Annotated in this window: 25 protein-coding genes, 1 tRNA gene and 1 pseudogene; 16 read left to right on the forward strand and 11 right to left on the reverse strand. The window is 68.1% G+C overall.

Annotated elements, in window-relative coordinates; genetic code table 11:
• Window positions 1-120: 120 nt before the first annotated feature.
• Window positions 121-1017 carry a LysR family transcriptional regulator gene (locus ACFO27_RS02560; protein ID WP_376815863.1) on the reverse strand — a complete coding sequence of 299 codons (897 nt, stop codon included), beginning with the start codon at window positions 1015-1017 and terminating at the stop codon, window positions 121-123.
• Between the two features lie 151 nt (window positions 1018-1168).
• Between ACFO27_RS02560 and ACFO27_RS02565 the strand changes: the two genes are divergently transcribed.
• Window positions 1169-1801: a DsbA family protein gene (locus ACFO27_RS02565; RefSeq protein WP_376815864.1), complete on the forward strand. Its 633-nt coding sequence runs from the start codon at window positions 1169-1171 to the stop codon at window positions 1799-1801.
• Window positions 1802-1811: 10 nt separating this feature from the next.
• On the opposite strand, the gene yfcF is transcribed toward ACFO27_RS02565, so the two are convergent.
• Complete coding sequence (gene yfcF / locus ACFO27_RS02570) at window positions 1812-2444, reverse strand: glutathione transferase (protein WP_376815865.1); 633 nt, start codon at window positions 2442-2444, stop codon at window positions 1812-1814.
• Between the two features lie 318 nt (window positions 2445-2762).
• On the opposite strand from yfcF, the gene ACFO27_RS02575 reads away from it, so the two are divergent.
• The 8 genes and pseudogenes from ACFO27_RS02575 to ACFO27_RS02610 all read left to right on the forward strand — a co-directional run bounded on the left by ACFO27_RS02575 (window position 2763) and on the right by ACFO27_RS02610 (window position 11126).
• The gene (locus ACFO27_RS02575; protein WP_323024439.1) at window positions 2763-4028 is read left to right on the forward strand and encodes an ABC transporter substrate-binding protein; all 1266 of its coding nucleotides are present in this window, start codon (window positions 2763-2765) and stop codon (window positions 4026-4028) included.
• A 130-nt stretch (window positions 4029-4158) separates the two neighbouring features.
• Entirely contained in the window at window positions 4159-5031 is an 873-nt protein-coding gene (locus ACFO27_RS02580) for a branched-chain amino acid ABC transporter permease (RefSeq protein ID WP_376815866.1), read from the forward strand.
• On the forward strand, window positions 5028-5975 hold the full coding sequence (locus ACFO27_RS02585; RefSeq protein WP_376815867.1) for a branched-chain amino acid ABC transporter permease: 948 nt from the start codon (window positions 5028-5030) through the stop codon (window positions 5973-5975). The genes ACFO27_RS02580 and ACFO27_RS02585 overlap by 4 nt, the downstream gene beginning before the upstream one ends.
• Window positions 5972-6730 carry an ABC transporter ATP-binding protein gene (locus ACFO27_RS02590; protein ID WP_376815868.1) on the forward strand — a complete coding sequence of 253 codons (759 nt, stop codon included), beginning with the start codon at window positions 5972-5974 and terminating at the stop codon, window positions 6728-6730. Before ACFO27_RS02585 ends, ACFO27_RS02590 begins: the two co-directional genes overlap by 4 nt.
• Window positions 6717-7439, forward strand: coding sequence for an ABC transporter ATP-binding protein (locus ACFO27_RS02595; RefSeq protein ID WP_376815869.1), 723 nt, complete (start codon window positions 6717-6719; stop codon window positions 7437-7439). Before ACFO27_RS02590 ends, ACFO27_RS02595 begins: the two co-directional genes overlap by 14 nt.
• 294 nt (window positions 7440-7733) lie before the next feature.
• Window positions 7734-9488, forward strand: a complete 1755-nt coding sequence (locus ACFO27_RS02600; RefSeq protein ID WP_376815870.1) for an amidohydrolase — start codon at window positions 7734-7736, stop codon at window positions 9486-9488.
• A gap of 99 nt (window positions 9489-9587) precedes the next feature.
• Window positions 9588-10714 (forward strand): annotated as a pseudogene (gene tnpC, locus ACFO27_RS02605) (IS66 family transposase); the annotation flags it as partial.
• A gap of 76 nt (window positions 10715-10790) precedes the next feature.
• Window positions 10791-11126: a DUF3024 domain-containing protein gene (locus tag ACFO27_RS02610; protein ID WP_376815871.1), complete on the forward strand. Its 336-nt coding sequence runs from the start codon at window positions 10791-10793 to the stop codon at window positions 11124-11126.
• Between the two features lie 155 nt (window positions 11127-11281).
• On the opposite strand, the gene ACFO27_RS02615 is transcribed toward ACFO27_RS02610, so the two are convergent.
• The 4 genes from ACFO27_RS02615 to ACFO27_RS02630 all read right to left on the reverse strand — a co-directional run bounded on the left by ACFO27_RS02615 (window position 11282) and on the right by ACFO27_RS02630 (window position 13615).
• On the reverse strand, window positions 11282-12016 hold the full coding sequence (locus ACFO27_RS02615) for a glutamine amidotransferase (RefSeq protein WP_376815872.1): 735 nt from the start codon (window positions 12014-12016) through the stop codon (window positions 11282-11284).
• Between the two features lie 45 nt (window positions 12017-12061).
• Window positions 12062-12478, reverse strand: coding sequence for a DUF1801 domain-containing protein (locus ACFO27_RS02620; protein ID WP_376815873.1), 417 nt, complete (start codon window positions 12476-12478; stop codon window positions 12062-12064).
• Window positions 12479-12497: 19 nt separating this feature from the next.
• A tRNA-Leu gene (locus ACFO27_RS02625) sits at window positions 12498-12582 on the reverse strand.
• A gap of 43 nt (window positions 12583-12625) precedes the next feature.
• Complete coding sequence (locus ACFO27_RS02630; protein WP_376815874.1) at window positions 12626-13615, reverse strand: GlxA family transcriptional regulator; 990 nt, start codon at window positions 13613-13615, stop codon at window positions 12626-12628.
• A 243-nt stretch (window positions 13616-13858) separates the two neighbouring features.
• On the opposite strand from ACFO27_RS02630, the gene ACFO27_RS02635 reads away from it, so the two are divergent.
• On the forward strand, window positions 13859-15247 hold the full coding sequence (locus ACFO27_RS02635) for an L-serine ammonia-lyase (RefSeq protein WP_376815875.1): 1389 nt from the start codon (window positions 13859-13861) through the stop codon (window positions 15245-15247).
• A 9-nt stretch (window positions 15248-15256) separates the two neighbouring features.
• On the opposite strand, the gene ACFO27_RS02640 is transcribed toward ACFO27_RS02635, so the two are convergent.
• Complete coding sequence (locus ACFO27_RS02640) at window positions 15257-16171, reverse strand: EamA family transporter (protein ID WP_376815876.1); 915 nt, start codon at window positions 16169-16171, stop codon at window positions 15257-15259.
• A 58-nt stretch (window positions 16172-16229) separates the two neighbouring features.
• Here ACFO27_RS02640 and ACFO27_RS02645 point away from each other — a divergent pair, with 58 nt between their 5' ends.
• Window positions 16230-16688, forward strand: coding sequence for a PaaI family thioesterase (locus ACFO27_RS02645; RefSeq protein ID WP_376815877.1), 459 nt, complete (start codon window positions 16230-16232; stop codon window positions 16686-16688).
• Complete coding sequence (locus tag ACFO27_RS02650) at window positions 16685-17680, forward strand: LLM class flavin-dependent oxidoreductase (protein ID WP_376815878.1); 996 nt, start codon at window positions 16685-16687, stop codon at window positions 17678-17680. The genes ACFO27_RS02645 and ACFO27_RS02650 overlap by 4 nt, the downstream gene beginning before the upstream one ends.
• A gap of 15 nt (window positions 17681-17695) precedes the next feature.
• Here the strand turns inward: ACFO27_RS02650 and nadE are convergent, their stop codons facing one another.
• The 3 genes from nadE to ACFO27_RS02665 form a co-directional block, all read right to left on the reverse strand.
• On the reverse strand, window positions 17696-18523 hold the full coding sequence (gene nadE / locus ACFO27_RS02655; RefSeq protein WP_376815879.1) for an ammonia-dependent NAD(+) synthetase: 828 nt from the start codon (window positions 18521-18523) through the stop codon (window positions 17696-17698).
• Window positions 18524-18584: 61 nt separating this feature from the next.
• Entirely contained in the window at window positions 18585-20273 is a 1689-nt protein-coding gene (gene ilvD / locus ACFO27_RS02660; RefSeq protein ID WP_376815880.1) for a dihydroxy-acid dehydratase, read from the reverse strand.
• 136 nt (window positions 20274-20409) lie between these two features.
• On the reverse strand, window positions 20410-21114 hold the full coding sequence (locus ACFO27_RS02665; RefSeq protein ID WP_376815881.1) for a Crp/Fnr family transcriptional regulator: 705 nt from the start codon (window positions 21112-21114) through the stop codon (window positions 20410-20412).
• A gap of 58 nt (window positions 21115-21172) precedes the next feature.
• Here ACFO27_RS02665 and ACFO27_RS02670 point away from each other — a divergent pair, with 58 nt between their 5' ends.
• From ACFO27_RS02670 to ACFO27_RS02685, 4 genes are read left to right on the forward strand one after another with little or no spacing between them, the layout of a single operon-like run.
• The gene (locus tag ACFO27_RS02670) at window positions 21173-22168 is read left to right on the forward strand and encodes an ABC transporter substrate-binding protein (RefSeq protein ID WP_376815882.1); all 996 of its coding nucleotides are present in this window, start codon (window positions 21173-21175) and stop codon (window positions 22166-22168) included.
• A gap of 5 nt (window positions 22169-22173) precedes the next feature.
• Window positions 22174-22950, forward strand: coding sequence for an ABC transporter permease (locus ACFO27_RS02675; protein WP_376815883.1), 777 nt, complete (start codon window positions 22174-22176; stop codon window positions 22948-22950).
• Entirely contained in the window at window positions 22943-23620 is a 678-nt protein-coding gene (locus ACFO27_RS02680) for an ATP-binding cassette domain-containing protein (RefSeq protein WP_376815884.1), read from the forward strand. The genes ACFO27_RS02675 and ACFO27_RS02680 overlap by 8 nt, the downstream gene beginning before the upstream one ends.
• Window positions 23621-23671: 51 nt before the next feature.
• The gene (locus tag ACFO27_RS02685) at window positions 23672-25786 is read left to right on the forward strand and encodes a TonB-dependent receptor family protein (protein WP_376815885.1); all 2115 of its coding nucleotides are present in this window, start codon (window positions 23672-23674) and stop codon (window positions 25784-25786) included.
• Between the two features lie 79 nt (window positions 25787-25865).
• On the opposite strand, the gene ACFO27_RS02690 is transcribed toward ACFO27_RS02685, so the two are convergent.
• Window positions 25866-26663, reverse strand: a complete 798-nt coding sequence (locus ACFO27_RS02690) for a transporter substrate-binding domain-containing protein (RefSeq protein WP_376815886.1) — start codon at window positions 26661-26663, stop codon at window positions 25866-25868.
• Window positions 26664-26715: the final 52 nt, after the last annotated feature.

The following is a 26715-nucleotide window of genomic DNA, read 5'->3' on the forward strand; positions in this document are numbered from 1 at the left end:
CTGGCATTCTAACAGGGTTTCGGCGGCGGGAACCTCTGAATCCGTCGAGCGGAAAGCGGACGCCGCGATTCGGGAAGAGAGGCAAGGCGCGAACCGCGGCGGTGGCCGGGCCTTCGCGCATCAGGGCCGCCGATAGAACCGGGAGAAGCGCTCCACGACGAAGTCCAGGAAGGCCCGCATCAGCGCCGTCTGGTGCCGGCGGGAAGCATAGACCGCGTGCACGCCCAGGGACGGGGGCTCGAACCCGGGCAGCAGCGCGACCAGTTCGCCGCGCGCGATGGGACCCGTCACCGCATGCTGCGGCTGCATGCTGATCCCCGCTCCGGCAATGGCCGCCGCCAGCAGGGCCATGCTGTCGTTGGCGCTGAGGTTGCCGGCGACCGGCACGTCCACCTGTTCCTGGCCGGGAGTCGTGAACCGCCACAGGCTGCGGCCGAAATGCGTGTAGGACAGGCAGTTGTGCCCCATCAGGTCCGACAGGATGGCTGGCGTGCCATGGCGCGCCAGATAGTCCGGAGAAGCGCAGATCACCGAGCGGCAGACGCCCAACGGCCGGGCGATCACCCCCTGGGGCAGGGTGTCGGTCACCCGGATCGACAGGTCGATGCGCTCTTCGACCAGGTCGACGATGCGCTCGGCCGCCAGCAGGTCGATGGCGGATTCCGGGTGCCGGTCCAGGAACCGGGCGACCACGTCCGCCAGCAGCGTCTGGGCCAGCGATTGCGAGCAGGTGACGCGCAGCACGCCCGGCATGCCGGCGTCGCCGCCCGGCGGCTCGGGCAATTGTTCCGCCAGTGACAGCAGCTCGCGGCTCTGGGCCAGGATGCGTGCCCCGGCGTCCGTCAGGCCGACGCGCCGGGTGTTGCGGTGGAACAGGCGCGTGCCCACCCAGGATTCCATTTCGTTCAGATACCGCGTCACCATGGCGCGCGACATGGCGAGCGTGCCGGCGGCGGCCGTCAGGCTGCCGCGCTCGGCGATGGTGACGAAAACCCGGGCTGCCGTCAATCGATCCATGGGCCTGCTCGCTTCACGCAACACTGTGTTGATCATGACGAAGTTTCCCGCACGGCACAAGTGCCGTACAGTAGCGCCGAAACCCGGATCCCCCTCGACCCGCCGGCCGCTCCCGCCCCTCGCGGCGCGCGGGATCCGCCTGATCCACGAAATGACTCTTCATCACATCTTCGACCCCCTGTGCGGCTGGTGCTACGCCGTCACTCCGCTGGTGCAGGCCGCCCACCGGACGCCCGGCGTGCGCATCGAACTGCACGCCGGCGGCATGCTGTCCGGACCGATGCGCCGCCGCGTCAGCGCCGACTGGCGCGCCCACGTCATGGGCCACGACCGCCGCATCGCCGCCCTGTCGGGGCAGCCGTTCGGCGACGCCTATTTCGACGGCCTGCTGCGCGACGAGACCGTCTGGCTGGACTCGATGCCGCCGACCGCCGCCATCCTGGCCGCGGAGGAAATCGCCGGCCGGGGCGTAGACATGCTGGCGCGCATCCAGCACGGCCACTACATGGAAGGCCAGCCCGTGGCCGATCCGGACGTGCTGCACGGCTTCGCGCGCGACCTCCATCTGCCTGGGGAGGCGTTCGGCGCGGGCTTCGAGTCCTGGTCGGGCGCCCGCTGCCAGGCCCACGTGGACGAAACCCGGCAGCTGATGGAACGCTTCGGCGTCGCCGGCTTTCCCACCCTGCTGTCGCAGGACGGCGGGACCTGGAACCAGATCCCCATCCAGCGCTACCTGGGCCGCCCCGCGCTCTGGCGGGAAGTGCTGGAAACCGTGGCGGTCTGAAGCCCGGGGCCTAAAGCCCGGGACGCGGCAGCACGACCCAGCGCTGGACCGAGGGCCGGTGCCACTGGCGGTCGGCATAGTCCGCCAGCCGCCGGGGCACGGCGTCGCCGCACAGCGCCAGCCGGTTGAGCATGAACGCCAGCTCGAAATCCGCGATGCTCCACGCCCCGAACAGTTCGCCGGCCCCCTCGGGCAGCAGGCGATCGGCCACCGAGAACAGCTTGTCGGCCGCCTGCCGCGCCGCCTCGGACAGGGGCGCGAGCGGCGGCGGACGGCGGAACAGATTTTCCGACGAACGCTCCTGCCGGATCGGCATCAGATCGGTGCGCAGCCAGGCCTGGATCTGGCGCGCCCGCGCGCGCTGCGGGGCGGCGGACGGATAGAGCGCGGCGCCGGGAAAGACTTCGTCGATGTATTCCGTGATCGCGGACGACTCGGCCAGGGCGAACGACCCATGCACCAGCATGGGCACCTTGCCCGTCAGGGACAGGGAGACGTAGCCCGATTCGCGCTGCGCGCCCCGGTCGAGATCGACCGGCGACAGTTCGAAGGGCACGCCCTTTTCCTCCAGGGCGACGAAAACCGACATCGCGTACGGGCTGATGAAATTCGCGTCGGTGTACAAGGTGAGTGGATTCGACATTCCGGGGGCCTCCTTTCGCCGCTTTTGCCGTGGGCGCGGTCCGGCGCTTCGTCACCGGACCGCTGGAAGGATGTTAGTCCCGCCGCGCCGTCCCCGTCCGATCAATTCTTTAGATATATACAATCCAGGACTAAAACCGCCCGTAATTCCGCATTGACAAGCGCGTCCCCACAGCGTGAAACTGAATCCGCCCCCCGTTGCGATGGATTTGCGAGGGACATCCGTTTCATCAGCACCAGTTGTTTTCGAGCTTCATCTCACCTGCGCCACCTTCGGTAGGCGACGCACGTCACCCAGACGTTACCAGAGGAGATTTGCATGAACGACAATCATGGCAGCACGGGGGCAATCAGTCGCCGCACGCTACTGAAGGCAGCGGGGGCGGCGGGCATCGCCGGGCTGGCCTATCCCCAGATCATCATGGCTCAGGGCGACCAGCCGGTCAAACTGGGAGTGGACAACCCGCTCACCGGCACCTACGCCATCACCGGCCGCAATGAACTGCACGGCATGGAACTCGCCGTCGAGGAAATCAACGCCAAGGGCGGCATCCTGGGCCGGCCGGCGCAGTTGATCGTCGAGGACTCCACCAGCGGCGACGCGGGGGTCGCCGTCCAGAAGGCCCGCAAGCTCATCGACAAGGACAAGGTCGATTTCCTGGTCGGCAACGTGAATTCCGGCCTGACGATCGCCATGTCGGCGGTCGCCTACGAAAAGGGCGTCTTCATGATGGATCCGGGCGGGCACGCCGATCCCATCACGGGCACCGAATGCCACTGGAACGTCTATCAGGTCGACCCTTCCACGACGCTGCTGGTCAACGCCATCGCTCCGTCCCTGGTCAAGCGCTTCGGCAAGAAATTCTATTTCCTGGTCCCGGACTACGCCTTCGGCCACGGCCTGCTGGACGCCTACAAGGTCAACCTGCAGAAACTGGGCGCGAGCAACCTGGGCGCGGACCTGATCCCCCTGGGCACGGCCGAATATTCGTCCTACCTGATCAAGGCGCAGGCGGCCAACCCGGACGTCATCGTGATCCTGCAGAACGGCGAGGACCAGACCAACGTGCTCAAGCAGGCCGTGCAGTTCGGCCTGGACAAGCGCTTCCACATCGCCGGGGCCAACATCGAGCTCGAAACCCTGGAAGCCCTGCCGCCCACCGCACGCATCGGCAACTGGGTCATCGAATGGTACTGGAACCAGCCCGACGTCCCGCACGTCAAGGAATTCACCGCCGCCATCACCAAGAAAACCGGCCGCGTCCCGACGGCGCGCACCTGGTTCGGGCATACCGCCATCCACGCCTGCGCCCTGGCCGCCAACACCGCCAAGTCCCTGGACGCCGTCAAGATGGCGCGTGCGCTCAACGGCCTCACGCTGCCGCCGGAAGTCGCCCTGCAGCCGCATCCCGCCACGTTCCGGGCCGATCAGCACCTGCTGATCGGCACGCTCTGGGCCGGCCATGCGCAGACGCAAGGCGACGCCGGCGCGGACGACCTCTTCAAGATCGACGAAGTCATCGACAGCAAGACCATCGCGCCCTCGGTCGCCGAGACCGGGTGCAAGATGACCTGGCCCACCTGATCCGCCGCATGCGGCCACGAGCCGGGGGCCTCGCGGCGCGGGGCCGCCCGACCGGTTCTCCCTGGCCACACGCCGAACCGGGCCGCCGCACCGCCCGGCCGGGATTCCTTTCGTCGAACGGAGGCATGACGTGACTCAGCTGGTGCTCTTCAACGTATTCAACGGGCTGGTGATCGGCGCGTTCTACGCCCTCATGGCGCTGGGCCTGTCGCTGATCATCAACCTGACCAACGTCATCAATTTCGCGCACGGCGGGTTTCTCGCCCTTGGGGCCTACATCGCCTACACCCTGCAGCCGTACCTGGGATTCTGGGGCGCCCTGCTCGTCTCGCCCTTCCTGACCGCCCTGATCGGGATCCTCGTGGAACGCGTGCTGATCCGCCCCCTGTACTCGCGCGATCCGCTCTACAGCCTGCTGCTGACCTTCGGCCTGGCCTTCGTGCTGCAAGACTCCGTGCGCTACATCTGGGGCGCGCAAGGCCTGCCCGTGCAGGTGCCGGCCGCCCTGGAATCCTCGCTCAGCCCCACCCTCTTCTTCCTGACCGGCTACCGGGTCTTCATGGTGGCCCTGGTGGCCATCGCCGTGGCCGTCCTGTTCTTCATCCTCAAGAAGACGCGCCTGGGCATGCGCATCCGCGCCGGGACCCTGGACCTGGAAATGGTCTCGGCCCTGGGCGTCGACGTCCGCATCCTGCGCAACCTGAACTTCGGCCTGGGCATCTTTTTCGCCGGCCTGGCGGGCGTCCTGGCCGCCGGCATGCTGGGCCTGACGCCCACGATCGGCGACCAGCTGATCATGCCCAGCTTCGTCGCCGTCATCGTCGGAGGGCTGGGCAGCCTGGTCGGCACCCTGTTCGGCGGCCTGCTCATCGGGATCGCCGCCGGGGTGGTGACCGTGTTCTACCCCTCGGCGTCCGAGGCGACGATCTACGTCATGATGGCGCTCGTGCTCCTGGTCCGTCCGCATGGCCTGTTCGGCGAGGAAGGAGGGACCAAGCTGTGAACAACCATACCGTTGGCAAATCCATCAGCCTGATCGTCGTCTGGGCCATCCTGCTGACATTGCCCTCCTGGGTCGGCGCCGTCGGCGGCTATACCGACCTGGCATCCCGGGTGCTCATCATCGGCCTGGCGGCCATGGCCACCAACCTGCTGGTCGGGCATTCCGGCGTCATGGCCTTCGGGCATGCCGCGTACTTCGGACTCAGCGCCTACGGCACGGGACTGGTCATCAAATATCTCGTCCCCAGCACGCCCATCGGCTTCATCGCCGGCATCCTGGCGGGGGCGCTGGGCGGCGCCCTCATCGGCTACCTGCTGGCGAAGCTGCGCGGCATCTACTTCGCGCTGGCCACCATCGCCTTCGGCCAGGTGTTCTACTTCATCGCCTTCCGCTGGAACTCGGTCACCGGCGGCGACAACGGCCTGACCTTTCACCGGCAGCCCATCGACCTGGGCTTCGCGCAGATCGACCTGTCCTCCAGCCTGGTGTTCTATTACACGGCCCTGGCGGTCTTCGCCGTCTGCGCAGCGCTGATGGCCATCCTGCTGCGCTCGCCTTTCGGCCACACCCTGCTCGCCATGCGCGAAAACGAACGGCGGGCGCGGTTCCTGGGCATCCCGGTCAACCAGCACCTGTGGCTGGCCTATACCCTTTCCTGCACCTTCGTCGCGGTGGCCGGGTCGCTGTACGGCATGCTGAACAACTTCGTCAGCCCCCACAACCTGCACTGGACCCAGTCGGGCGATTTCGTGCTGATGGCGGTCATCGGCGGCATGCGGTCTTTCTGGGGGCCGCTGCTGGGGGCCGCCATCTTCGTGGTGCTGCAGGACTATCTGTCCAGCATCACCGACAGCTGGATGTTCTTCATCGGGCTGATCTTCGTCCTGGTCGTGCTGTTCATCCCCCGCGGCATCGTCGGATTGTTGCAAAGGAAGACATCATGAGCCTGCTCGAAGTCCACGGAGTCACGCAGCGCTTCGGCGAACTGACGGCCGTCAACCAGGTTTCGCTGAACGTCGAGGAAGGCGAGCTGCACGCGATCATCGGCCCCAACGGCGCCGGGAAGACGACGTTCTTCAACATGATCAGCGGCTTCTACCGGCCCACCAGCGGCCGCATCGTCTTCGATGGCGGCGACGTCACCGGCCTGCCCCCCCACGACCGCGTCGGCCTGGGCATGGCGCGCACCTTCCAGATCACCGAGGTCTTCCCGGAACTGAGCGTGCGCGACAACCTGCGCATCGCGGTCGAGGTCACGGAGGGCCTGCGGCTGAAGCTGTACTCCACCCGCCGGCAGGCGGCGCGGACCGCCGCGCGGGTGGACGAATTGCTCGAAACCGGCGGGCTGACGGCGAATGCCGACCGCCTTGTCGGGGAACTGTCGCACGGCGACCAGCGCTCCACGGAAATCATGATGGCGCTCGCCCTGAAGCCCAGGCTCCTGCTGCTCGACGAACCGGCCGCCGGCATGGGCAGCCAGGAAACCTACGACACCGCCGTCCTGATCCGGAAACTGCACCGCACGCAGAAGCTCACCATCGTCCTGGTGGAACACGACATGCGGGTCATTTTCAACCTGGCGGACCGCATCACGGTCCTGACGGAAGGCGAAGTCCTGGAAGTCGGGACCCCCGACGAAATCGCCGCCAGCGAAAAGGTGCAGGTGGCCTACCTGGGGGAAAAACGTGAAGGCGCTTGAAATCCAGCAATTGCACACGTACTACGGCAAGAGCCATATCCTGCAGGGGATCGACCTGGAGGTCGGCGAAGGCGAACTGGTGACCCTGCTGGGCCGCAACGGCGCGGGCAAGTCCACGACCCTGCGCAGCATCATGGGCCTGACGCCCGCGCGCGACGGCCACATCCGGGTCTTCGGGACGGAATCCACCCATCTGCCGCCCTTTCGCATCGCCCGGCTGGGTGTCGGCCTGGTACCCGAGGGGCGCCGCGTCTTCGCCAACCTGACGGTGGACGAGAACCTGAAGGTGCCCGTCGACAGCCCGGGCCATTGGAACATCCCGCGGATCTACGAACTGTTTCCCCGCCTGGCGGAACGCAGGCGCCACAAGGGCAAGCAGCTCTCGGGCGGCGAGCAGGAGATGCTGTCCATCGCCCGCGTGCTGCTGCTGAACCCGCGGCTGCTGCTGCTCGACGAACCTTCCCAGGGGCTGGCGCCGCTGATCGTCAAGCACGTCTTCGAGGTCATCGTCGCCGCGCGCGACGCGGGCACGTCGGTGCTGCTGATCGAGCAGAACGTCCGCGCCGCCATCGGGATCGCGGACCGGGCCTACGTCCTGGACCGGGGACAGATCACCCATGCGGGATCGGCCGCCGAATTCGGCCAGGACGAGCAGCGCGTGCAGGAGCTGGCCGGCGCCAGCGCCCAGAAGTGGGAGTTCACGGACTGAGGGCCACGCCACGTGCGCCCTCCGCATGAACCGCCGGAACGCGGCGGATGCAGCGCCGCCGTGGGCCTGCCGGCGTGGGCCGGGGCAGGCCAGAGGTGCGGCCTGATCCTTAATGAAGAATAATCTATGGCTTTTCCCGTTGCGCCATTCCCGAGCCGCAGGCATTTCCTTTCGCGAGACGAAAGACTGAAAGCGGGGAACCGGCGCGAAGCATGCCGGGCGCGGGCCCTGGGCCCGAGGCTCCGAGGCTCCGAGGGATGAAAAGCACATCGAAAACAGGAGGAATGATCAAGCATGCCGGCACGAAAACGAACAGCATGGCGCGCACCGGTGATGGCATTTTTGCTGGCCAGCGCGGGATTGAGCGCGCATGCGGCGCCCGAGACCATTTTCGTGAACGCGAACGTGTTCACCGCGGATGAAACCCGGCCTTCGGCCCAGGCTTTCGCGGTCGAACACGGACGCATCCTGGCCATCGGCGATCGGGACGAAGTGCTGGCGCACCAGGGACCGCGGACGCGGATCGTGGACCTGCGCGGCCGACGTGTCCTGCCTGGTCTGATTGATGCGCACACCCATGCGGTGATTGGCGCTTTGGCCGCCCTGTCGCCGAATCTGCACGACGAAGAGCTGGACATCTCCACGATCAGACGGCGCATACAGGCCTGGCGCGATGCGGCGCATGGCGATATGGGTCAGCCCCTGGTGGTTTTCGGCGTGAACCCGGGTACCTGGAAAGACCCGCGGGCGCTGGCAAAGATCTTTGATGCGAACAGTTGGGCATCGCAGTCCTTGCTGCTGATGGGGTCGGACCTGCACACCGCCTGGGCCAACCGTGCCATGCGCGCCAGGTCCGGCATCGACGCGGCGTATGCGCGAGGCCTCTCGACAGCGCAAAAGCATACCGTGGGCGTGGATGCCGACGGCGAGCCGGACGGCATCCTGGTCGATGCGGGCGTCGATCTGGCCACCGTGCGATTGCCCAAGCCGGACAAGAACCTGTTGCTGCGGGCCGGCAAGTTCGCGGTGCGTGCCAACCACCGCTACGGCATCACGGCCTGGATGGATCCCGCGGCCAATGCGGGGCCGGGAGAGGCGCTGTTTTCACGTGCGCCCGGCAGCACGGGAACGGGCATATTGCCAGCCTATCGGGCCGTGGCCGAAGAAGAAGGCCTGAACGCGCACGTGGTGGCCTTGCTGGTGGCCAGCCCCCTGAGCGACGCGGCGGATCTCGATCGCCTGCATACCGTCCGCGAGCAATTCCAGGATGTCCCGAACCTGACCATTCCAGGCATCAAGATCTTCGCCGACGGCGTACTGGAGTACCCGGCGCAAAGCGCGGCATTGCTGGGCCAATACAGCAATTCGGGCAAGCGGGGCGAGATGCTGCTGACCCGCCAGGGTTTGCAGGCCCTGGTCGATGCGGCCGACGCGCGAGGCTGGCTGGTGCACATCCACGCGCTGGGCGACCGCGCCGTTCGCGAATCCCTGGACGCCTTCGAGGTGGCCCGTCACCATCGCCACAGCGGCGTGCGCCACTCCATCACCCACCTGCAACTGGTGGATCCCGACGACTATCCGCGCTTCGCGCGCCTGGACGTCATCGCCGTCATGCAATTGCACTGGGCGGAGATGGACAATTACCTGCTCGATCTGGTCAAGCCGTATCTGAGCCCGGCGGCGTTCATGGGACAGTATCCGGCGCGCTCGCTGCAGCGGCAAGGCGCGGTGATCGCGGGCGCCAGCGACTGGCCGATCTCGACGGCCAATCCCTGGGAAGCCATGCATCACGCGATGACGCGCCAAGGGCCGGACGGCGGTTTGAACCCCGCCGAACGCATGGACAAGATCAGCATGTTGCTGGCCTACACGCGCCATGCCGCGCAGGCCATAGGACTGGCGGACCGGATAGGCTCTCTGGCGCCGGGCAAGCAGGCGGACTTCATCGTCGTCGACCGCGATGTACTGAATGTGGACGCCGAGTCGCTGAAACAGACCCAGGTGCTGGAGACTTATTTCGCGGGCGCCAGAGTGTACGTGACGCGCTAGATTCGTGGTGCCCGGGGCCCTGTCCAATATCAGATGAGTCTGAAGGGGGCTTGGTGTTTCCAACATCAGATGAGGCAACTGGCGGCCTTGAACCCCAAGGCCGGCCCAGTCGCAATCCCCAAGGATCAACCCAAACGCGCTGCCTTGCCGCCAGAGCTGCCGCGCATCGAGATCCGCCACGAACCGCACAGCATGAACTGCACCTGTGGGTGTCAGTTGAAGTTCGTACGCGACGAGGTCAGCGAGAAGCGGGACTACACGCCCGGCACCTTTACGGTAGAGCGCCATGTGCGTCCGATCCTGGCCTGTCCGCAGTGCGAGACGATCATCCAAGCCCCAATGCCTGCCTATGTGATCGACAAGGGCCTGGCCACGCAGGGTCTGTTGGCTCATGTGCTGGTGGCCAAGTATGCCGATCACCCGCCGCTATACCGTCAGGAAGGCATCTTTGCCCGGGCAGGTCTGAAGATCGCCCGCTCGACCCTGGCCGAGTGGGTCGGTGCCTGTGGCTTCGCGTTGCAGCCGCTGGTGGCCGCTCTGCGAGACGAGATCCTGGCGCACCGGGTGCTGCATGCCGACGAGACCCCGGTCAAGTTGCTCAAGCCCGGCAGCCGTGCCACCCACAAGGCCTATCTGTGGGCCTACACCCCGGGTGGGTTCGAAGGCCTGAATGCCGTCGTCTATGACTTTACCGAAGGCCGTGCCGGGACACATGCCCGGGAGTTCTTCGGAGACTGGACGGGTAGCCTGGTCTGTGACGATTACGTTGGCTACAAGGCCTGCTTTACCCAGGGCATCGTTGAGGTCGGCTGCATGGCGCACGCCCGGCGCAAGTTCTTCGACTTGCACGCGACCAGCCAGAGCCAGGTGGCTGCACAGGCGCTGGAGTCCATCGACGGCCTGTACGCCATCGAGCGTGAGCTTAAGGACCTATCCCCGGATGAGCGCTTGAGACAACGCCAGCAGGTCGCCAAGCCCTTGGCAGACTAATATCACGAGTGGATGCTGGCCCAGCGCCAGAGGGTGCCGGAGGGTTCGGGGACAGCCCGGGCGCTGGACTACAGCCTGAAGCGCTGGGAGGCGCTGACGCGCTACCTGGATTGCAGTCGGCCAAACTCAATGGCCATGATCCGTATGCCTATCTGAAGGACGTGCTCACGCGCCTGCCCACGCATCCGAACAGCCGCATCGGGGAGCTGTTGCCGCATCGCTGGCAGGCTGCGTGACGCCGTTGATCATCGTCGGTTGAAAACTGACCCACCGGCATCCCTTCTGCGCCAACATCAGAGGAACGCTATGGCATTGAGTGAACTGGAACTTGCAGGGGTGCATCGCACCATGGCTATATATATTGCACGCCGTCGTCCTCGTCCAGAAATCCGGGATAGATTGGATATTGGCTACTCCGTCGAAAACCAATCCATCATCCTCCATGAGGATCGCCGGTCATACGATGGTTCGCGGCTGATTGCGCCAGTAGCCAAGGTGACGTGGATCAAAGCACAAAGTACGTGGAAAGTCTTCTGGATGCGCGCCGACCTTCGGTGGCATCGCTATGAACCGCTTGTCACAACACGGACTCTGGATAACGTGCTGGATGAGATCGATGCAGATCCCTACGGTTGCTTCTGGGGTTAAGCATCAATCAGAACCTCAAGGTGTGTTCGCCGGACGCTAACGGGCCTACGTCCTGGACCGGGGACAGATCACCCATGCGGGATCGGCCGCCGCATTCAGCCAGGACGAGCAGCGCGTGCAGGAACTGGCCGGCGCCAGCGCCCAGAAATGGGAATTCACGGATTGAGGGCTTCGCCCACGCACGCCCGCACGAATTGCCGGAGCAGGTCCCGGGCTACCGGGGTTTCGCGCAGGCCGCCCAGGATCGCATCGGGATCGCGGCCTTCGGCGCGCAGCGCATCGGCGCGGCGGCGCACGCACGCCGCCAAAATGGCGGGTGTGAATTCCGGGTGGAACTGGGTCGACAAGGCGCGCGGGCCATAGCGCACGATCTGGTGGGCGTCGTGCGCCGACCGCGCCAGCACCCGGGCGCCCGGAGGCGGCACCAGCACAGTCTGCATGTGGGTCAGATGGGCCATGAACCGCACGGGCAGGGTAGCGGCGAGCGGATCGGACGCCGCGTCGGGCAGGCATTCGATTTCCTGGCAGCCCACCTCGATGCCATCGGGGTGATAGCCGACCTGGCCGCCCAGGGCGTGGGCCATCAACTGGTGCCCATAGCATACGCCGAACAAGGGCATGTCGATGCGCATCGCCCGGCGGATCCAGTCCGCCGCGGCCTCGCTCCAGTCCAGCCGGTCCGTGACCATGGCCCAGGAGCCCGTGATGATCGCCGCCCGGTGCTCGCCCGGCGCCGGCAGGGCCTCGCCCTCGAACACCCGCACGGCCTGGAGCGCGTCGCCATCGGAGCCGAGTGCCCGGCCGAACCAGGCCGGCAGATCGCCTTCGCTGGCGCGCACGTCGTCGGGCGGCGTGCCGACCTGGATGAGGAGCAGGGGCTGGGAGGACATGGAGGCGATTATAGGGCTCAACGCCAGTCTTCCATCCGCACGACCTCAGCCATCATGAGCCGTCGTATTGACTGCGACGGCGGCCTGGATAAGCTTCCTGAAAGCCGCTTCGTCGAGGCTGTCATGCTCATGGATGTCGATGGCGCGCCGCACCCCCGCGTCCAGACTGGCATTGAACAGTCCGTCCGGGTCGTGGATCGACGCGCCCCGGGCGAATGTCAGCTTGACCTTGGATCGGTACGATTCGCCGGTGCAGACGATGCCATGATGCGACCAGACCGGCACCCCGGCCGGGTTGGTCGGTTTGACCCATTTCACTTCTTCGACGATATCCGGGTCCGCCGCGCGGATGAGCCGCCGGATCCTTGCCAGGACATCACCTCTCCAATCCCCGAGTCCGGCGATGATGGCGTCGATCTTCTGCGCTGCGGGCGTATCGGAACCAAGGCGGGATTGCGGCATGGTGTGCGCCGATTATGGATGGTGCCCGGGGCCGGAATCGAACCGGCACGCCTTGCGGCGGGGGATTTTGAGTCCCCTGCGTCTACCAATTTCACCACCCGGGCGGGGTCGGCGCGACAGGGCGTCGCTCCGGAAAGAGGACCGTCATTATACGGTGTTTTCCTTCTTCTCCCGCCGCCAGGCGCCGGGCGCCATGCCGTGCTCGACCCGGAAGACGCGCGCCATGTGGGCCGCGTCGGAAAAACCGCAGTCGGAGGCGATGGCGGCGATGCTTTTATCGGTGTGGCGCAGCATCCAGGCCGCCTGTCGCAGGCGCACGGCGCGGGCATAGGCCTGGGGCGTGGTGTCCAGGTGCTGGCGGAACAGCCGCTGCAACTGGCGCGGCGACAGGCCCAGGCGGTCGGCCAGGTCGCCCAGGCCGGGAATCTGGCCCGCGTACTGTTCGATCACCAGCGCGGCGCGGCGCAGGGCGGGCGGGCTTTCGGCCGGGACGCCGGGCGGCGGGGGCTGGATCTGCCCGCCCTGCCCGCCGGCCGCGTCGATCTGCAGGCAGCGCAGGGCGCGGCGGACGTCGGCCTCGGGCAGATGGCGGCGCAGGATGCGCACGGCGACGTCGGTGACGGCGGCTCCGCCGGCGCAGGTGATGCGGCGCCGGTCGAACACCGAGGGTCGGTCGGTGACGATCCGTTCGGGCGCGATGGAAGGAAAACGGTCGGCGAAGTCGCGGTACTGGTCGCCGCCGACGCACAACCGATACCCGGCCAGCACCCCCGCCCCGGCCAGGGCGTGGACCCCATTGCACAGCCCGACCAGATGGCGGCCGCCCCGGGCCGCCTGGCGCAGCCAGGCCAATAGCGCCGGGCTCGCATCGGCCGCGGGCGACAACGGCCCACCGACGACCACGATATAGCCGAACCGCAGGGGGTCGCCCAGCAGGTCGGTCGGCACGACCTGGATGCCGCTGGCCGAGCGCACGGGGATCAGGGTGTCGGCGACGACTTCCCAGGCGCAGGGGCCGGGCGTGTCGGTCTGGGCGTCCAGCAGCCCCAGCAGATCGGCGAAGGCGGCGAATGCCCCCATGGCGAATTGAGGCAGCAGGACGAATCCGATCCGGACGGATATGTCGCTTTCATTCATTCCTATGCGCTTTTATGTCGTATATGTTCAATTTGTGAATGATAGCATCGGTCTCGATGTCGGATTCCGATACCGGAAAATCCATTGGAATGGATTCCATTCCTGATGAATGTCGTTTCCATTCAATCAGGAATCCGTCAAATCACTAGAATCTGAAAAAAACGCCCTGGCACACAGAAGGGCCGGAATCATCCGGCCGCCGCCAGGACACGCCCAGCCACCCACGCGCACAGGAGGACGATCATGGCGCTGTCGGTCTTCGACATTTTCAAAATCGGCATCGGGCCTTCCAGCTCGCATACGGTGGGGCCGATGCGGGCCGCCCGCAATTTCGTCCGCAATCTGGACGCCCGCGGACTGCTGCCCCGGGTGGCGGGCCTGAACATCCATCTCTACGGCTCCCTGGCGGAAACCGGGGCGGGCCACCGCACCGACATGGGCATCATGCTGGGCCTGATGGGCGAAGCGCCGGACACGGTCGATCCCGCCGCGATCGGCGGCCTGATCGACGCCGTGGCGCGCGACCACCGGCTGACGCTGTGGCAACGGCACACGATCGCCTTCGACCCCCGGCGCGCCTTTTCCGGACGGGTCAAGCCGATGCCGGAACACCCCAACGGCATGCGCTTCGTCGCCCTGGACGCCGAAGGCGACACGCTGCTGGACGAACGCTACGTGTCGATCGGCGGCGGTTTCATCCGCGCGCTCGACAGCATCGAGACGGACGAAACCGTGCCCGAGCACGCGCCAATGCCCTACCCCTTCGCCACCGGGGCCGAACTGATGGCCGCCTGTCAGCGGCACGGCCTGACGATCGCCCAATTGATGATGGCCAATGAGTCCATCCTGCGCCCGCCCGAGGAGGTCCGCGCCGGCGTGCTGCGCATCGCCCAGGTGATGGACGAGGCCATCGACCGGGGCTGCGGCCTGCAGGGGCCGGTCGCCGACGAGATCCTGCCCGGCGGCCTGAAGGTCCGCCGCCGCGCCCCGGCGCTGTATGCTCAGTTGAAGGCGGGGCCGAAAAAAGAGGACGACGTCATGTTCGCCATGGACTGGGTGAACCTGTACGCCATGGCCGTGAACGAGGAAAACGCCGCCAGCGGCCGGGTGGTGACGGCGCCGACCAACGGGGCCTCGGGCCTGCTGCCCGCCGTGCTGCGCTACTACCGCGCCTTCATCCCGGGCTGGTCGGAAGACGGCGTGGTGGACTTCCTGCTGACCGCCGCGGCGATCGGCTTCCTGTACAAGGAAAACGCCTCGATCTCGGGCGCCGAGGTCGGCTGCCAGGGCGAAGTCGGCGTGGCCTGTTCGATGGCGGCGGCCGGGCTGACGGCGGTGCAGGGCGGCACGGTGGCCCAGGTCGAGAACGCGGCGGAAATCGGCATGGAGCACAATCTGGGCCTGACCTGCGACCCCGTGGGCGGCCTGGTGCAGATCCCCTGCATCGAACGCAACGCGATGGGCGGCAACAAGGCCATCAACGCCTCGCGCCTGGCGCTGCACGGCAACGGCAAGCACCACGTCTCGCTGGACACGGTCATCGAAACCATGCGCCAGACCGGGGCCGACATGAAGTCGAAATACAAGGAGACTTCGCGCGGCGGTCTGGCCGTGAACGTGGTGGAATGCTGAAACCCGCCGTCACCTCGCGGCCCGCACCACCCCGACGCTGGCGGCGACCACCAGGCCGGTGCCCAGCATCTGGCTCGCGCCCATGCCCTGGCCCAGGAAGATCCAGCCGGTCGTCGCGCCGACGGCGGGCTCCAGGCTCATCAGCACGCCGAACGTGGCGGCCGGCATGCGCCGCAGGGCGGTGATCTCCAGGATGTAGGGCACCAGCGGCACCAGCACCGCCAGTCCCGCGGTGAAGGCAAGCTGCTCCCACGGAAACCGGATCGTGCCGGCCTCGGCCGCCGCGAAGGGCAGGGACAGCAGCGCCGCGACCGCCAGCGAGACGGCCAGCCCCTGCAGGCCGGGAAACGCGGGGCCGATCTTCTTCATCATGACGATGTAGACGCCCCAGCCGGCCGCCGCCAGCAGGGCGAAGGCGATGCCGGCCGAATCCGCGCCGCCGGCCGCGTGCGCATCGCCCCGCACGAGCAATCCGATCCCGGCCGCCGCCAGCAGCGGCCAGGCCAGCGCCCGCCAGCCGCGCGCCCCCAGCGCGGCGACCGCCAGGGGGCCGCAGAATTCCAGCGCCACGGTCAAGTGCTGGGGCAGGCGTTCGATCGCCAGGAAGAAGGCCAGGGACATGACGGCCATGCCCGCTCCCAGGACCAGGGCCGCCCGCCACTGCGCGGCGCCATAGCGGTGCAGCGGCGGGCGCACGAACAGCAGCAGCGCCAGCGCGGCCCAGCACAGGCGCAGGCTGGACGTGGAAAGCGCGCCGTATTCATGGATCACCGGCACGGCCAGCGATACGCCGGTCTGCACGCTGACCATGGCGGCCACGGCCAGGCAGACCGCCAGTCCGATGCCCGGACCGGGCCGTCCGTCGCCCGGGCGGCCCGGGTCCGGGTTTTGGGGTGCGGGAGAAAATGGCTTATCGTAGGGCACAGCGAGGATTGCTTCCGATTCCGGGATGCTTGCGACTCACGACTATACAGGACCACCCATGACGACATCGACCGCCGAGCCCGGCACGCCGGACACCGCCGCCCTGCTCGCCCGCATCCGGGACAGCTTCGACCGTTCCGGCCTGATGCGCCACCTGGGCGCCCGCCTGGGCGACGTCGCCCCGGGCCGGGTGCACATCCACCTGCCCTACGGCCCCGACCTGACCCAGCACCTGGGCTATTTCCACGCCGGCGCAACGGCCTCGATCGCCGACGCCGCCGGCGGTTTCGCGGCCATGACGCGGGCGCCGCAGGGCCATACGGTGCTGTCGGTCGAATTCAAGATCAACCTGCTGGCCCCCGCGCAGGGGGAATCCCTGGAAGCCGTCGGCCGGGTCATCCGTTCCGGCCGCACGCTGACCGTGGTCCAGGTCGACGTCTACGCCCTCAACACGGGCGAGAAGACGCCGGTGGCGCTGATGCAGCAGACCCTCATCACCCTGCCGGAACCCGCATGACACGCCTTTCGATCCCGTTCTCGGTCCTGGACCTGGCCCCCATCGCCGAAGGCGGCTGCGCGGCCGAGTCTTTCACCCACACCGCCGACCTGGCCCGCCACGCCGAATCCCTGGGCTACCGGCGCTACTGGATGGCCGAACACCATGGCATGCCCGGCATCGCCAGCGCGGCCACCGCCGTGCTGATCGGCCACGTCGCGGCGGCGACCTCGCGCATCCGCGTGGGCGCAGGCGGCATCATGCTGCCCAACCATTCGCCGCTGGTGATCGCCGAGCAGTTCGGCACGCTGGAAACCCTGTACCCCGGCCGCATCGACCTGGGACTGGGCCGGGCGCCCGGGTCGGACCAGGCCACCGCGCGGGCGCTGCGCCGCACGCTGGATTCGGATCCCGACGCCTTCCCGCGCGACGTGGCCGAACTGATGGACTATTTCGACGGCCGCGGGCCGGTGCGCGCCGTGCCGGGGGAAGGCTGCGGGGTGCCGGTCTGGATCCTGGGATCCAGCCTGTTCGGTGCGCAGCTGGCCGCCCTGATGGGCCTGCCCTACGCCTTCGCCTCGCATTTCGCGCCGGCGCAGATGATGGACGCCATCGCCCTGTACCGGCGCCATTTCCGGCCCTCGCGCCACCTGGACCGGCCCTACGTGATGCTGGGCTTCAATGTGTTCGCCGCCGACACGGACGAGCAGGCCCGCTTCCTGGCGACGTCCTGGCAGCAGTCCTTCGTCAACCTGCGCACCGGCCGGCCGGGGCTGCTGCCGCGCCCCGTCGAGGGCTATCTGGAGTCCCTGCCGCCGCCCGCCCGGGCCCTGCTGGACCACATCCTGTCCTGCGCCGCGATCGGCGCTCCGGACACCGTCGCCGCGCAGGTCCGCGACTTCGCCGAGCGCACCGGCGCGGACGAGCTGATGATCACCTGCAACATGCACGACCACGCGGCGCGCCTGCGGTCCTACGAAATCGCGGCCGGGCTGATGGCCACGTCGGCCTGACGGGCCGGAGAAGCCTCAGGGCGCGATCGGCAGGGCGCGCTTGTGGGCGCTGCGCCTCCAGGTGGACACGATGATGTCGAAGGCTTCCGGCGCGACGTCCCGGCCTTCCAGGAAATCGTCGATCTGCTCGTAGCTGACGCCGAAGGCGTCCTCGTCGGGCTTGAGCGGCTTGAGCAGTTCCAGGTCGGCGGTGGGGACCTTGAACACCAGATCACGGGGCGCCCCCATGGCGGCGGCCAGCGCCCGCACGCGGCGCTTGTTCAGCCCCGCCAGCGGCGTGACGTCGGCTGCCCCGTCGCCGAACTTGGTGAAGAAGCCCATCAGGGCCTCGGCGGCGTGGTCGGTACCGACCACCAGCCCGCCGCGCGCCCCGGCCACGGCGTATTGCGCGATCATGCGCTGGCGGGCCTTGATGTTGCCATGCAGGAAATCCTGCTGGGCGTCGTCGCGGAAGGCCTGGCCGGAAGCCCGCACCGCATCCAGCATCGCGTCCGAGGCCGGACGCACGTCCACGGTCAGCGTTTCGTCGGGCCGGATCACCGCCAGGCCCGCCTGGGCGTCGGCCTCGTCCAGCTGGACGCCGTAAGGCAGGCGCATGGCCACGAAACGGGCCTCCCCGCCCTGCGCGCGCACGCGTTCGACGGCCCGCTGCGACAGGCAGCCCGCCGTCAGGGAATCGACGCCGCCGCTGATGCCCAGCACCAGGGCGCGGGTGCCGGTGGCGCGCAGCAATTCGGCCAGGAAGTCCACCCGCCGCTCGATCTCGGCCTGGGCGTCGAAGGCGTCGGCCACGCCCAGGGCGAGGCGGATGTGCAGTTGCAGGGCGTGTTGCTCGTCATTCATTCAGCGGTCCTCGAAATTCAACGGTCTTCGATCCGGCGGTCCTCGATCCGGCATCCTTGTTTCAGCGGTCCTCGAAACGGTCCAGCACCGCGCCGGTGCTGGCGTCGGAACAGTTGAAGGCGAACTTGGCCTGCACGCCGCGCGTGTAGCGCGGCGCGGGCGGCGTCCAGGCGGCGCGCCGGGCGGCCAGGACATCGTCCGGCACGTTCAGTTGCAGCAGCTGGCGGCGCGCGTCGATGGTGATGGAATCGCCTTCCTCGACCAGCGCGATGGCGCCGCCCACGGCGGCCTCTGGCGCGACGTGGCCCACGACCATGCCCCAGGTGCCTCCGGAGAAGCGGCCATCGGTGATCAGGCCCACCGAATCGCCCAGGCCCTCGCCCACCAGGGCGCTGGTCGGGGCCAGCATTTCCGGCATGCCCGGCCCGCCCTTGGGGCCCAGATAGCGCAGCACCATCACGTCGCCCGCGTGGATGCGGCCCGCCAGGATGGCCTCCATGGCGGAGGGCTCGTCGTCGAAGACCCGTGCCGGGCCGGTGATGGCGGGATTCTTCAGGCCGGTGATCTTGGCCACCGCGCCCAGCTCGGCCAGGTTGCCCTTGAGGATCGCCAGGTGGCCTTCCGGATACAGGGCATCGTCCAGCGCATGGATGACGTCCTGGTCGGCGCGCGGCGCGTCGGGCACGCCGGCCAGGGTCTCGGCGATGGTCTTGCCGGTGATGGTCATGCAGTCGCCATGCAGCAGGCCCGCGTTCAGCAGCAGCTTCATGACCTGGGGAATGCCGCCCGCCTTGTGGAAATCCACCACCAGGTACTTGCCGCTGGGCTTCAGGTCGCAGATGACCGGCACGCGGCGGCGGACGCGTTCGAAGTCGTCGATGGTCCATTCGACCCCGGCCGCGTGGGCGATCGCCAGGATGTGCAGCACGGCGTTGGTCGATCCCCCGGTGGCCATGACCACCGCCACGGCGTTCTCGATGGACTTGCGCGTGACGATGTCGCGCGGCTTCAGGTCGAGTTCGACGGCCTTGAGCAGCACGCGGGCCGACTCGGCGGCCGAGTCGGTCTTTTCCTGGTGCACGTTGGCCATGGTGGAGGAATACGGCAGGCTCATGCCCATGGCCTCGAAGGAGGAGCTCATGGTGTTGGCCGTATACATGCCGCCACAGGACCCGCTGCAGGGAATGGCATGGGTTTCGATGTTGCGCAGGTCGGCATCGGACATGCGCCCGGCCGCGTGCTCGCCCACCGCTTCGAAGACGCTGACGATGTTCAGGTCCTGGCCGCAATAGCTGCCCGGCAGGATGGTGCCGCCGTAGACGTAGATCGAGGGCACGTTGGCGCGCAGCATGCCCATCATGCCGCCGGGCATGTTCTTGTCGCAGCCGCCGATCACCAGCACGCCGTCCATCCATTGGCCCTGGACGCAGGTTTCCACGCAGTCGGCGATCACTTCGCGGGACACCAGGGAATATTTCATGCCTTCCGTGCCCATGGCCATGCCGTCGGAAATCGTCGGCGTGCCGAACATCTGGGGATTGCCGCCCGCTTCCTTGATGGCGGCGGCGGCCGCGTCGGCCAGGGGCTGCAGGCCGCTGTTGCACGGCGTGATGGTGCTCTGGCCGTTGGCGATGCCGATCATGGGCTTGTCGAAGTCGGATTCCGTGTAGCCGAGCGCGTAGTACATCGAGCGGTTCGGCGCCCGGGCGACACCCTGGGTGATGTTCGAGGAGCGCAGCGGTTTGGCCATGACGGGATCCTTTCGGGAAGTCGGTGAGGAATCCTTCAGTTTAAAACTTCTCCGCGCCGGCGGACCGGACACGCGCACGCCGGGCGCGGGTATTGGAGCCGGGCCATGGAGCCGGCCCGGGCGCCCCGGCGCGCGCTCAGAAGCTGCGCCGGGCCGGCTGCGCCAGGTCGTCGAGGAAGGCCGGGTCGTGCAGGATCCAGTCCCGGCGCGCCCCGGAGATGCGGCCCTGCGCCACCCAGTCGGCCAGCAGCCGGCTCAGGGTTTCCGCGCGCACGCCCAGATGCGCCGCGAGCTGGCGCTGCGTCAGGGGCAGGCGCACGGACGACCCCGCGCCGGGCCGCAGACGCAGCAGGTAATCGGCCAGGCGCTGCGCGGCCGTGCTGTCGCTGAACCATTCGACCTCGTTGACCCGCTGGTAGACCCGGTCGCTCAGGCGCGCCAGCAGCCGCATGGACAGGTCCGGCCAGGCGCGGCAGGCCGCCTGCAGGCCGGCCCGCTTCAGGCACAGCGCGATCGCGTCGCCATGCGCCCGGGCGTTCATCGGATAGCGGCCATGGGTCATGAACATGGCCGTCTCCGCCAGCAGCTGGCCGACACGGAAGATGTGGAACACGCGCTCCTGGCCGTCCTGGGTGTGGCGCAGCACTTCGATGCCGCCGCTCAGGACGTACAGGTATTCGATGGCGTCCTCGCCCTCCCGGAACAGCGGGTCCCCGTCCTCGACATGCAGGATCGCGGCGTCGCGCAGCAGCAGGCGCGCCACCTCCGGCGGCGCGTCCCGGAACAGCGGGTGTCCCAGCACCCGGGCGGGAGAATCCTCGGTCGGATTGACTTTTGTCATTGGCACTCAACGATTCGGGATGAGACGATACGAGATTGATAATAATTCGCATTCAGTTATGTGGGAATCCCTTCGTGCATCATACCGCCTGGCGCGGCTCTGCCTGCTGGCCGCCCTGCTGAGCACGGGCCTGTCCGTCTCGGCCGCGCCGCGCGACCGCCTGGTCCTGGCCGGCCCCACGGCGGCCGTCAGCTTCCCGCTCATCCACATGGCCGAGACCGGCGCCCTGGCGGACTGGGCCGGCACGGTGGAATTCCGCCACTGGAAAAGCCCCGACCAGTTGCGCGTGCTGCTCGCCAAGCAGGAAGTCGACTTCAGCGCCACGCCGGTGAACCTGCCCGCCATCATGGCCAACCGCGGCATGCCCGTGCGCCTGCTGAACGTCTCCGTCTGGGGGCTGCTGTGGTTCGTCAGCACCGACCCTGACGTGCGCACGGTCGCCGACCTGGCAGGCAAGCCGCTGCTGACGACCTTCCAGCGCGACCTGCCCGCCCTGCTGCTGGAACGCCTGCTGGACGCGCAGGGCCTGACCGGCGAACGCGCGCCGGCCATCCGCTACGCACGCGACGCCCAGGACGCCATCGCCCTGCTGCTCACCGGCGAAGCCCGCAGCGCCCTGCTGCCCGAACCCTCGGTCTCGCTCCTGCTGGCGCAGAATGCCCGCCAGGGCGGCGCGGCGCTGCACCGCGTGCAGAGCCTGGAGGACGCCTGGCGCGGGACCTTCCCGGACCATCCAGACCTGCCGCAGGCAGGCATCATGGCCAATGCCAATGTGGCCGGCGACCGCGCCCTGGGCGAGGCCGTCGCCCAAGCCTACGACCGGTCGGCGCGCTGGTGCAAGGCCGAACCGGCCGAATGCGCCCGCCTGGTGCACAAGCACCTGGACTTCCTGCCGGTCGAGGCCATCGAGGCCTCGATCCGCGTCACCCGCCTGGAAAGCCGTGACGCGCGGGCCGTGCGTCCCGCCCTGGAAGCCCTCTACGGCCTGATCCTGAAACACAACCCCGAAGCCGTCGGCGGCCGCCTGCCCGACGCCGGCTTCTACGGGCCATGAGAGAGATGAGCGCGCCGGGCCGCCCCAGGCGCACCTCCCGGCTCTGGTCCGCGCTGGGCGTCGTCCTGATCTTCGCCGGCTGGGAACTCGCCGCCCGCCTGATGGGGCCGATGCTGATGGCCACGCCGCTCGAAGCCCTGCGCTCGATCGGCGTCCTGGCCGGCGACCCGGGCTTCTGGGCGCACAGCCGCGACAGCCTGATGCGCATCGCCATCGGCGTGGGCACGGGCTGCGGCATCGGCTTCGCGCTGGGCGTGCTCGCCGGCCACGACGCGCGCCTGCGCGGCCTGCTGGAGCCGCTGCGCTGGCTGCTGATGGCCATTCCGCCCGTGGTCGTGGTCGTGCTGGCCATGCTCTGGTTCGGCCTGGGCTCGGGGATGGTGATCTTCATCACCGTCCTGATGATGGCGCCCGGCATGTACGTCAACACGGTCAAGGGCATGCGCATGATCGATGCCGGCCTGCTGGAAATGGGCCAGGTCTACCGCTTCGGCGCCTGGACGCGGCTACGCCACATCTACCTGCCCGCCCTGGCCGCGCCCCTGACGGCGGCGCTGCTGATCGCCGCCTGCGGCGGCGTGCGGCTGGTGGTCATGGCCGAGGTGCTGGGCGCCGAAAGCGGCGTGGGCTACGCGCTGGCCAACGCGCGCAGCACTTTCGACAGCGGCCGGCTGTACGCCTGGGTGCTGCTGATCCTGGGCCTGGTGGCCCTGCTGGAATTCCTGCTGCTGCAGCCCATCCAGCGCCGCCTGACCCGCTGGCAGGAGCCCAGCCATGCTTGAGATGCGCGACCTCAGCCTGTCCTTCGGCCCGCGCGCCGTGCTCGACGGCATCCGCCTGGACGTGCGCCCCGGCGAGCGCATCGGCGTCATCGGCCCGAGCGGCGCCGGCAAGAGCACCCTGCTGCGCCTGGCGGCCGGCCTGCTGCGGCCGGACAGCGGCACCTGCCGCAACGCCTTCCTGCGCACCCGCCTGGTTTTCCAGGAGCCCCGGCTGCTGCCCTGGCGCAGCGTGGCCGACAACCTGGACATCGCCTTGCATGCGGGCGGCGTCCCCGCCGGCGAAATCGCCGCGCGGCGCGACCGCTGGCTCGCCCGCGTGGGGCTGGCCGACGCGGCGCGCGCCTGGCCGGGCGAACTGTCCGGCGGCATGGCCCAGCGCGCCGCCCTGGCCCGCGCCCTGGCGCTGGAGCCCGACCTGCTGCTCCTCGACGAACCCTTCAGCGCGCTGGACCCGGCGCTGCGCGCCGACCTGGGGCGGCTGTGCGCCGACCAGGCGCGCGCCACCGGCGCCGCGCTGGTCTGCATCAGCCACCAGCCCTGGGAACTCGCCGGCCTGGTGGACCGCATCCTGTGCGTGGCCGACGGCCGGATCCAGGAACAGGCCGCCCCCTTCGGCCGTCCGGACGAACCCGCCGCCGGCGCCCCGCCGGGCCCGCCGGCCGGCCCATAGCCCGATTTCACGCCCCTCTCTTCCACATCTCCTTCGACCGAGGAACTCCCCATGAGCGTACGACACGCCCGCACTCCCCTGGCGCTGGCCCTGGCCCTGACGGCCGCCGGCCTGACGCCCGTCCAGGCCCAGGAAGTCACGAGCCTCAAGCCCATCACCGTCAGCGGCGACGCCCAGGCCACCCCGCTGAATCCCGGCGTGAAGGCCGAACGCGCCCGCCTGGACGACGTGGCCGGCGGCACCAACCTGATCGAGCCGCAGAAGGAGACCCGCCTGGCCACGCTGAAGGACGCCCTGGACTACCAGCCCGGCCTGGTGGTGCAGGAATTCTTCGGCGGCCTGGACCAGCCGCGCCTGAACATCCGCGGCTCGGGCATCCAGAGCAACCCCGTGAACCGGGGCGTGCTGCTGATGCAGGACGGCCTGCCGCTGAACGAGGCCGACGGCTCCTTCGTGATCGGTTTCCTGGAACCGCGCAACGCCCGCCTGATCAGCGTCCGCCGGGGCGCCAACGCCCTGTCGCCGGCCGCCACCACCCTGGGCGGCGAGCTGGACTTCCAGTCCCTGACGGCCACGGAAGGCGACGTGCTGCGCGTGGAAGGCGGCAGCTTCGGCCGCTTCGGCGCCCAGGCCGCCAAAGGCTTCCGCAGCGACAACCTGGACGGCCGCCTGAGCGTCACCCACGACAAGTACGATGGCTACCGCAACCACTCCGGTTCCGAACGCACCAGCGTGCAGGGCAATTTCGGCGTCCAGGGCGACGGCTTCGAGAACCGGACGTACCTGTCGTACGTGGACCTGGACGTGGACATTCCGTTCGTCGTGACGCGTTCCATGATGGAGGACGATCCGACCAGCGTGATCGGCGACGGCAACACCGCCAACCACCCCCTGAACGTATACAAACGCGATCCGCACCGTACGTCGCGCCAGTTCCGCGCCGCCAACCGCACATACTGGGGCACGGAAACCCTGAACAACACCTTCGGCGTCTATGCCCAGAACATCGACGATACCTTCCAGGATCCATTGGTATCGACCGTGACCGATGGCATGACCTACGGCGCCCAATGGCAGCTCGCGGGCAAATACCGCTCCATCGACTACCGCGTCGCCCTGGACTGGTCCCACAGCGACATGGACCGCGACCTGTACGCCGTCAACCCCCAAAACGGCAGCAAGCTGCGTCGGTTCGGCACCTACGACCTGCAGGCCGAGAACCGCAACGCCCTGCTGGGCTTCGCCTGGCACGTCGCGCCGCAATGGACGGTCGTGGGCGACGCCAAGTTCACCCAGGCGATCCGAGACGCGCGCGAGCGCGGCTCGGGCGATAGTCTCGACCAGGACTGGAATTACGTCAGTCCGAAACTGGGCCTGGTCTGGCAGCCCGCCGAGGACCAGCGCTTCTTCATCAACGTCAGCCGCAGCAACGAGGCGCCGACCTACTGGGAAATCATCACCAACAACGCCGCCGCAAACAATGCGTCGACCATGACGTCGAACCTGAGCGAGCTCAAACTGCAGCGCGCCGACACCGTCGAGATCGGCGGCGAAGGCCGCCTAGGCGCCGGATCCTACGCGCCACACTGGGCGCTGACGCTCTACCACAGCGACGTCAAGGACGAACTGATGTCGGTCAGCACCGCCAACGGCACCGCGGCGGGCACCTACAACTACCAGGGAGGCACCCGCCATCGGGGGATCGAGCTGGGCCTGAACGGCAGCCTGCCCGCGCCGGGGGAAGGCACTGCCTTCGACTACCGCGTCGCCTACACCTTCAGCGACTTCCGCTTCAAGGGCGGCGAGTACGCCGGCAACCGCATCGCCGGCGTGCCGCGCCACCTGGTCAGCGCCGAGGTCCTGTACCGTGTCGGCGGCCTGCGTTTCGGCCCGAACGTGCGCTGGATGCCGACCGCCACGGAGACCAACCACGCCAACCAGCCCGACTCCCAACAGGACAGCTACGCCCTGCTCGGCTTCAAGGTGGACTATCAGATCGACAAGCACTGGCAGGCCTACGTGCAGGGCGACAACCTGACCAACAGAACCTACGCCAGCGCCTTCGTCATCCGCAATTCGACCTTGCCGAACCCGCCAGCCGCGACTCCCACCTTCCTGCCCGGCAACGGCCGCAGCGTGACGGCGGGCGTGAGCTACAAGTTCTGATCCCGGAAACGCCCGCGCCCGGGACTCCCGGGCGCGTAGCGTGCGCCGCCCCGGCGGGGCGGCACCGAAAACGGGAACGTCAGTTCCCGTTGGCCAGGACCTTGGGACTCAGGTCGCTGCCGTGGTATTTCTTGTAGGCCTCGTTCAGGCGGCCGTTCTTCAGGTTGGTCCGGACCCAGCCGTCCACCCATTCCTTCAGCTTCGGCGTCTGCTTGGGCATGGCGATGCCCAGCATGAATTCATGCTGCACGAACTTGGTCTCGTAGGGGTCGGCCTTCAGCTTCTTGTTGACCTCGGCCACGTTGGGCCACTGCGACGAGATCGCCTGCACCTGCTTCGAAGCCGCGGCCGTCACCAGCGTCGCGTCATCCTCGAAGCGGCGGATGTTGGCGTCCGGCGCGTTCTTCGTGATGTCGGTGTCGTTCACCGTGGCCCGGGTCACGCCGATCTTCACGCCCTTCAGGTCCTGGTAGCCGGCGATCTTCATTTCCTTGGGCGCGGCCACGATGATCTGCAGCGAGGCATAGGGCACCGAGAAATCGATGACCTTGGCGCGCTCTTCCGTGATCGACAGGTTGGCCACGGCGAGGTCCGCCTTGCCCGTCTGGATCGTCGGCACGCGGGCGGCGTTGGTGATGGGCACCAGCTCCAGCTTCACGCCCAGGTCCTTGGCCAACATCTCGGCCGTGGACACGTCCGAGCCCTCGGGCTGCATCTGCGCGTTGGCGTAGCTGAACATGGGCACCCCCATGGCGATGGCCACGCGGATCACGCCATCCTTCTTGATCTGGTCCAGGTCGCCCGCCTGGGCGGCCGCGCCGAAGGCGCACAGCCCGAATCCGACGGCGGCGGCCAGCATGGTTTTCTTGAACATCATTGAAGTCTCCTTCTGGTTGTGGTTCCGGGAACGAACCCGGACGCGGGCAAGG

Source organism: Castellaniella denitrificans, assembly GCF_042653765.1.
In the GTDB taxonomy this organism is placed as follows: Bacteria; Pseudomonadota; Gammaproteobacteria; order Burkholderiales; family Burkholderiaceae_B; genus Castellaniella; species Castellaniella denitrificans.

What these genes read in the sequence shown, in the direction of transcription:
- ACFO27_RS02560 (WP_376815863.1), bottom strand. Translation starts at nt 1,017, where the DNA reads ATGGATCGATTGACGGCAGCCCGGGTTTTCGTCACCATCGCCGAGCGC.
- ACFO27_RS02565 (WP_376815864.1), top strand. Translation starts at nt 1,169, where the DNA reads ATGACTCTTCATCACATCTTCGACCCCCTGTGCGGCTGGTGCTACGCC.
- yfcF (WP_376815865.1), bottom strand. Translation starts at nt 2,444, where the DNA reads ATGTCGAATCCACTCACCTTGTACACCGACGCGAATTTCATCAGCCCG.
- ACFO27_RS02575 (WP_323024439.1), top strand. Translation starts at nt 2,763, where the DNA reads ATGAACGACAATCATGGCAGCACGGGGGCAATCAGTCGCCGCACGCTA.
- ACFO27_RS02590 (WP_376815868.1), top strand. Translation starts at nt 5,972, where the DNA reads ATGAGCCTGCTCGAAGTCCACGGAGTCACGCAGCGCTTCGGCGAACTG.
- ACFO27_RS02600 (WP_376815870.1), top strand. Translation starts at nt 7,734, where the DNA reads ATGCCGGCACGAAAACGAACAGCATGGCGCGCACCGGTGATGGCATTT.
- ACFO27_RS02615 (WP_376815872.1), bottom strand. Translation starts at nt 12,016, where the DNA reads ATGTCCTCCCAGCCCCTGCTCCTCATCCAGGTCGGCACGCCGCCCGAC.
- ACFO27_RS02620 (WP_376815873.1), bottom strand. Translation starts at nt 12,478, where the DNA reads ATGCCGCAATCCCGCCTTGGTTCCGATACGCCCGCAGCGCAGAAGATC.
- ACFO27_RS02630 (WP_376815874.1), bottom strand. Translation starts at nt 13,615, where the DNA reads ATGAATGAAAGCGACATATCCGTCCGGATCGGATTCGTCCTGCTGCCT.
- ACFO27_RS02635 (WP_376815875.1), top strand. Translation starts at nt 13,859, where the DNA reads ATGGCGCTGTCGGTCTTCGACATTTTCAAAATCGGCATCGGGCCTTCC.
- ACFO27_RS02645 (WP_376815877.1), top strand. Translation starts at nt 16,230, where the DNA reads ATGACGACATCGACCGCCGAGCCCGGCACGCCGGACACCGCCGCCCTG.
- ACFO27_RS02650 (WP_376815878.1), top strand. Translation starts at nt 16,685, where the DNA reads ATGACACGCCTTTCGATCCCGTTCTCGGTCCTGGACCTGGCCCCCATC.
- nadE (WP_376815879.1), bottom strand. Translation starts at nt 18,523, where the DNA reads ATGAATGACGAGCAACACGCCCTGCAACTGCACATCCGCCTCGCCCTG.
- ilvD (WP_376815880.1), bottom strand. Translation starts at nt 20,273, where the DNA reads ATGGCCAAACCGCTGCGCTCCTCGAACATCACCCAGGGTGTCGCCCGG.
- ACFO27_RS02665 (WP_376815881.1), bottom strand. Translation starts at nt 21,114, where the DNA reads ATGACAAAAGTCAATCCGACCGAGGATTCTCCCGCCCGGGTGCTGGGA.
- ACFO27_RS02670 (WP_376815882.1), top strand. Translation starts at nt 21,173, where the DNA reads ATGTGGGAATCCCTTCGTGCATCATACCGCCTGGCGCGGCTCTGCCTG.
- ACFO27_RS02675 (WP_376815883.1), top strand. Translation starts at nt 22,174, where the DNA reads ATGAGCGCGCCGGGCCGCCCCAGGCGCACCTCCCGGCTCTGGTCCGCG.
- ACFO27_RS02680 (WP_376815884.1), top strand. Translation starts at nt 22,943, where the DNA reads ATGCTTGAGATGCGCGACCTCAGCCTGTCCTTCGGCCCGCGCGCCGTG.
- ACFO27_RS02685 (WP_376815885.1), top strand. Translation starts at nt 23,672, where the DNA reads ATGAGCGTACGACACGCCCGCACTCCCCTGGCGCTGGCCCTGGCCCTG.
- ACFO27_RS02690 (WP_376815886.1), bottom strand. Translation starts at nt 26,663, where the DNA reads ATGATGTTCAAGAAAACCATGCTGGCCGCCGCCGTCGGATTCGGGCTG.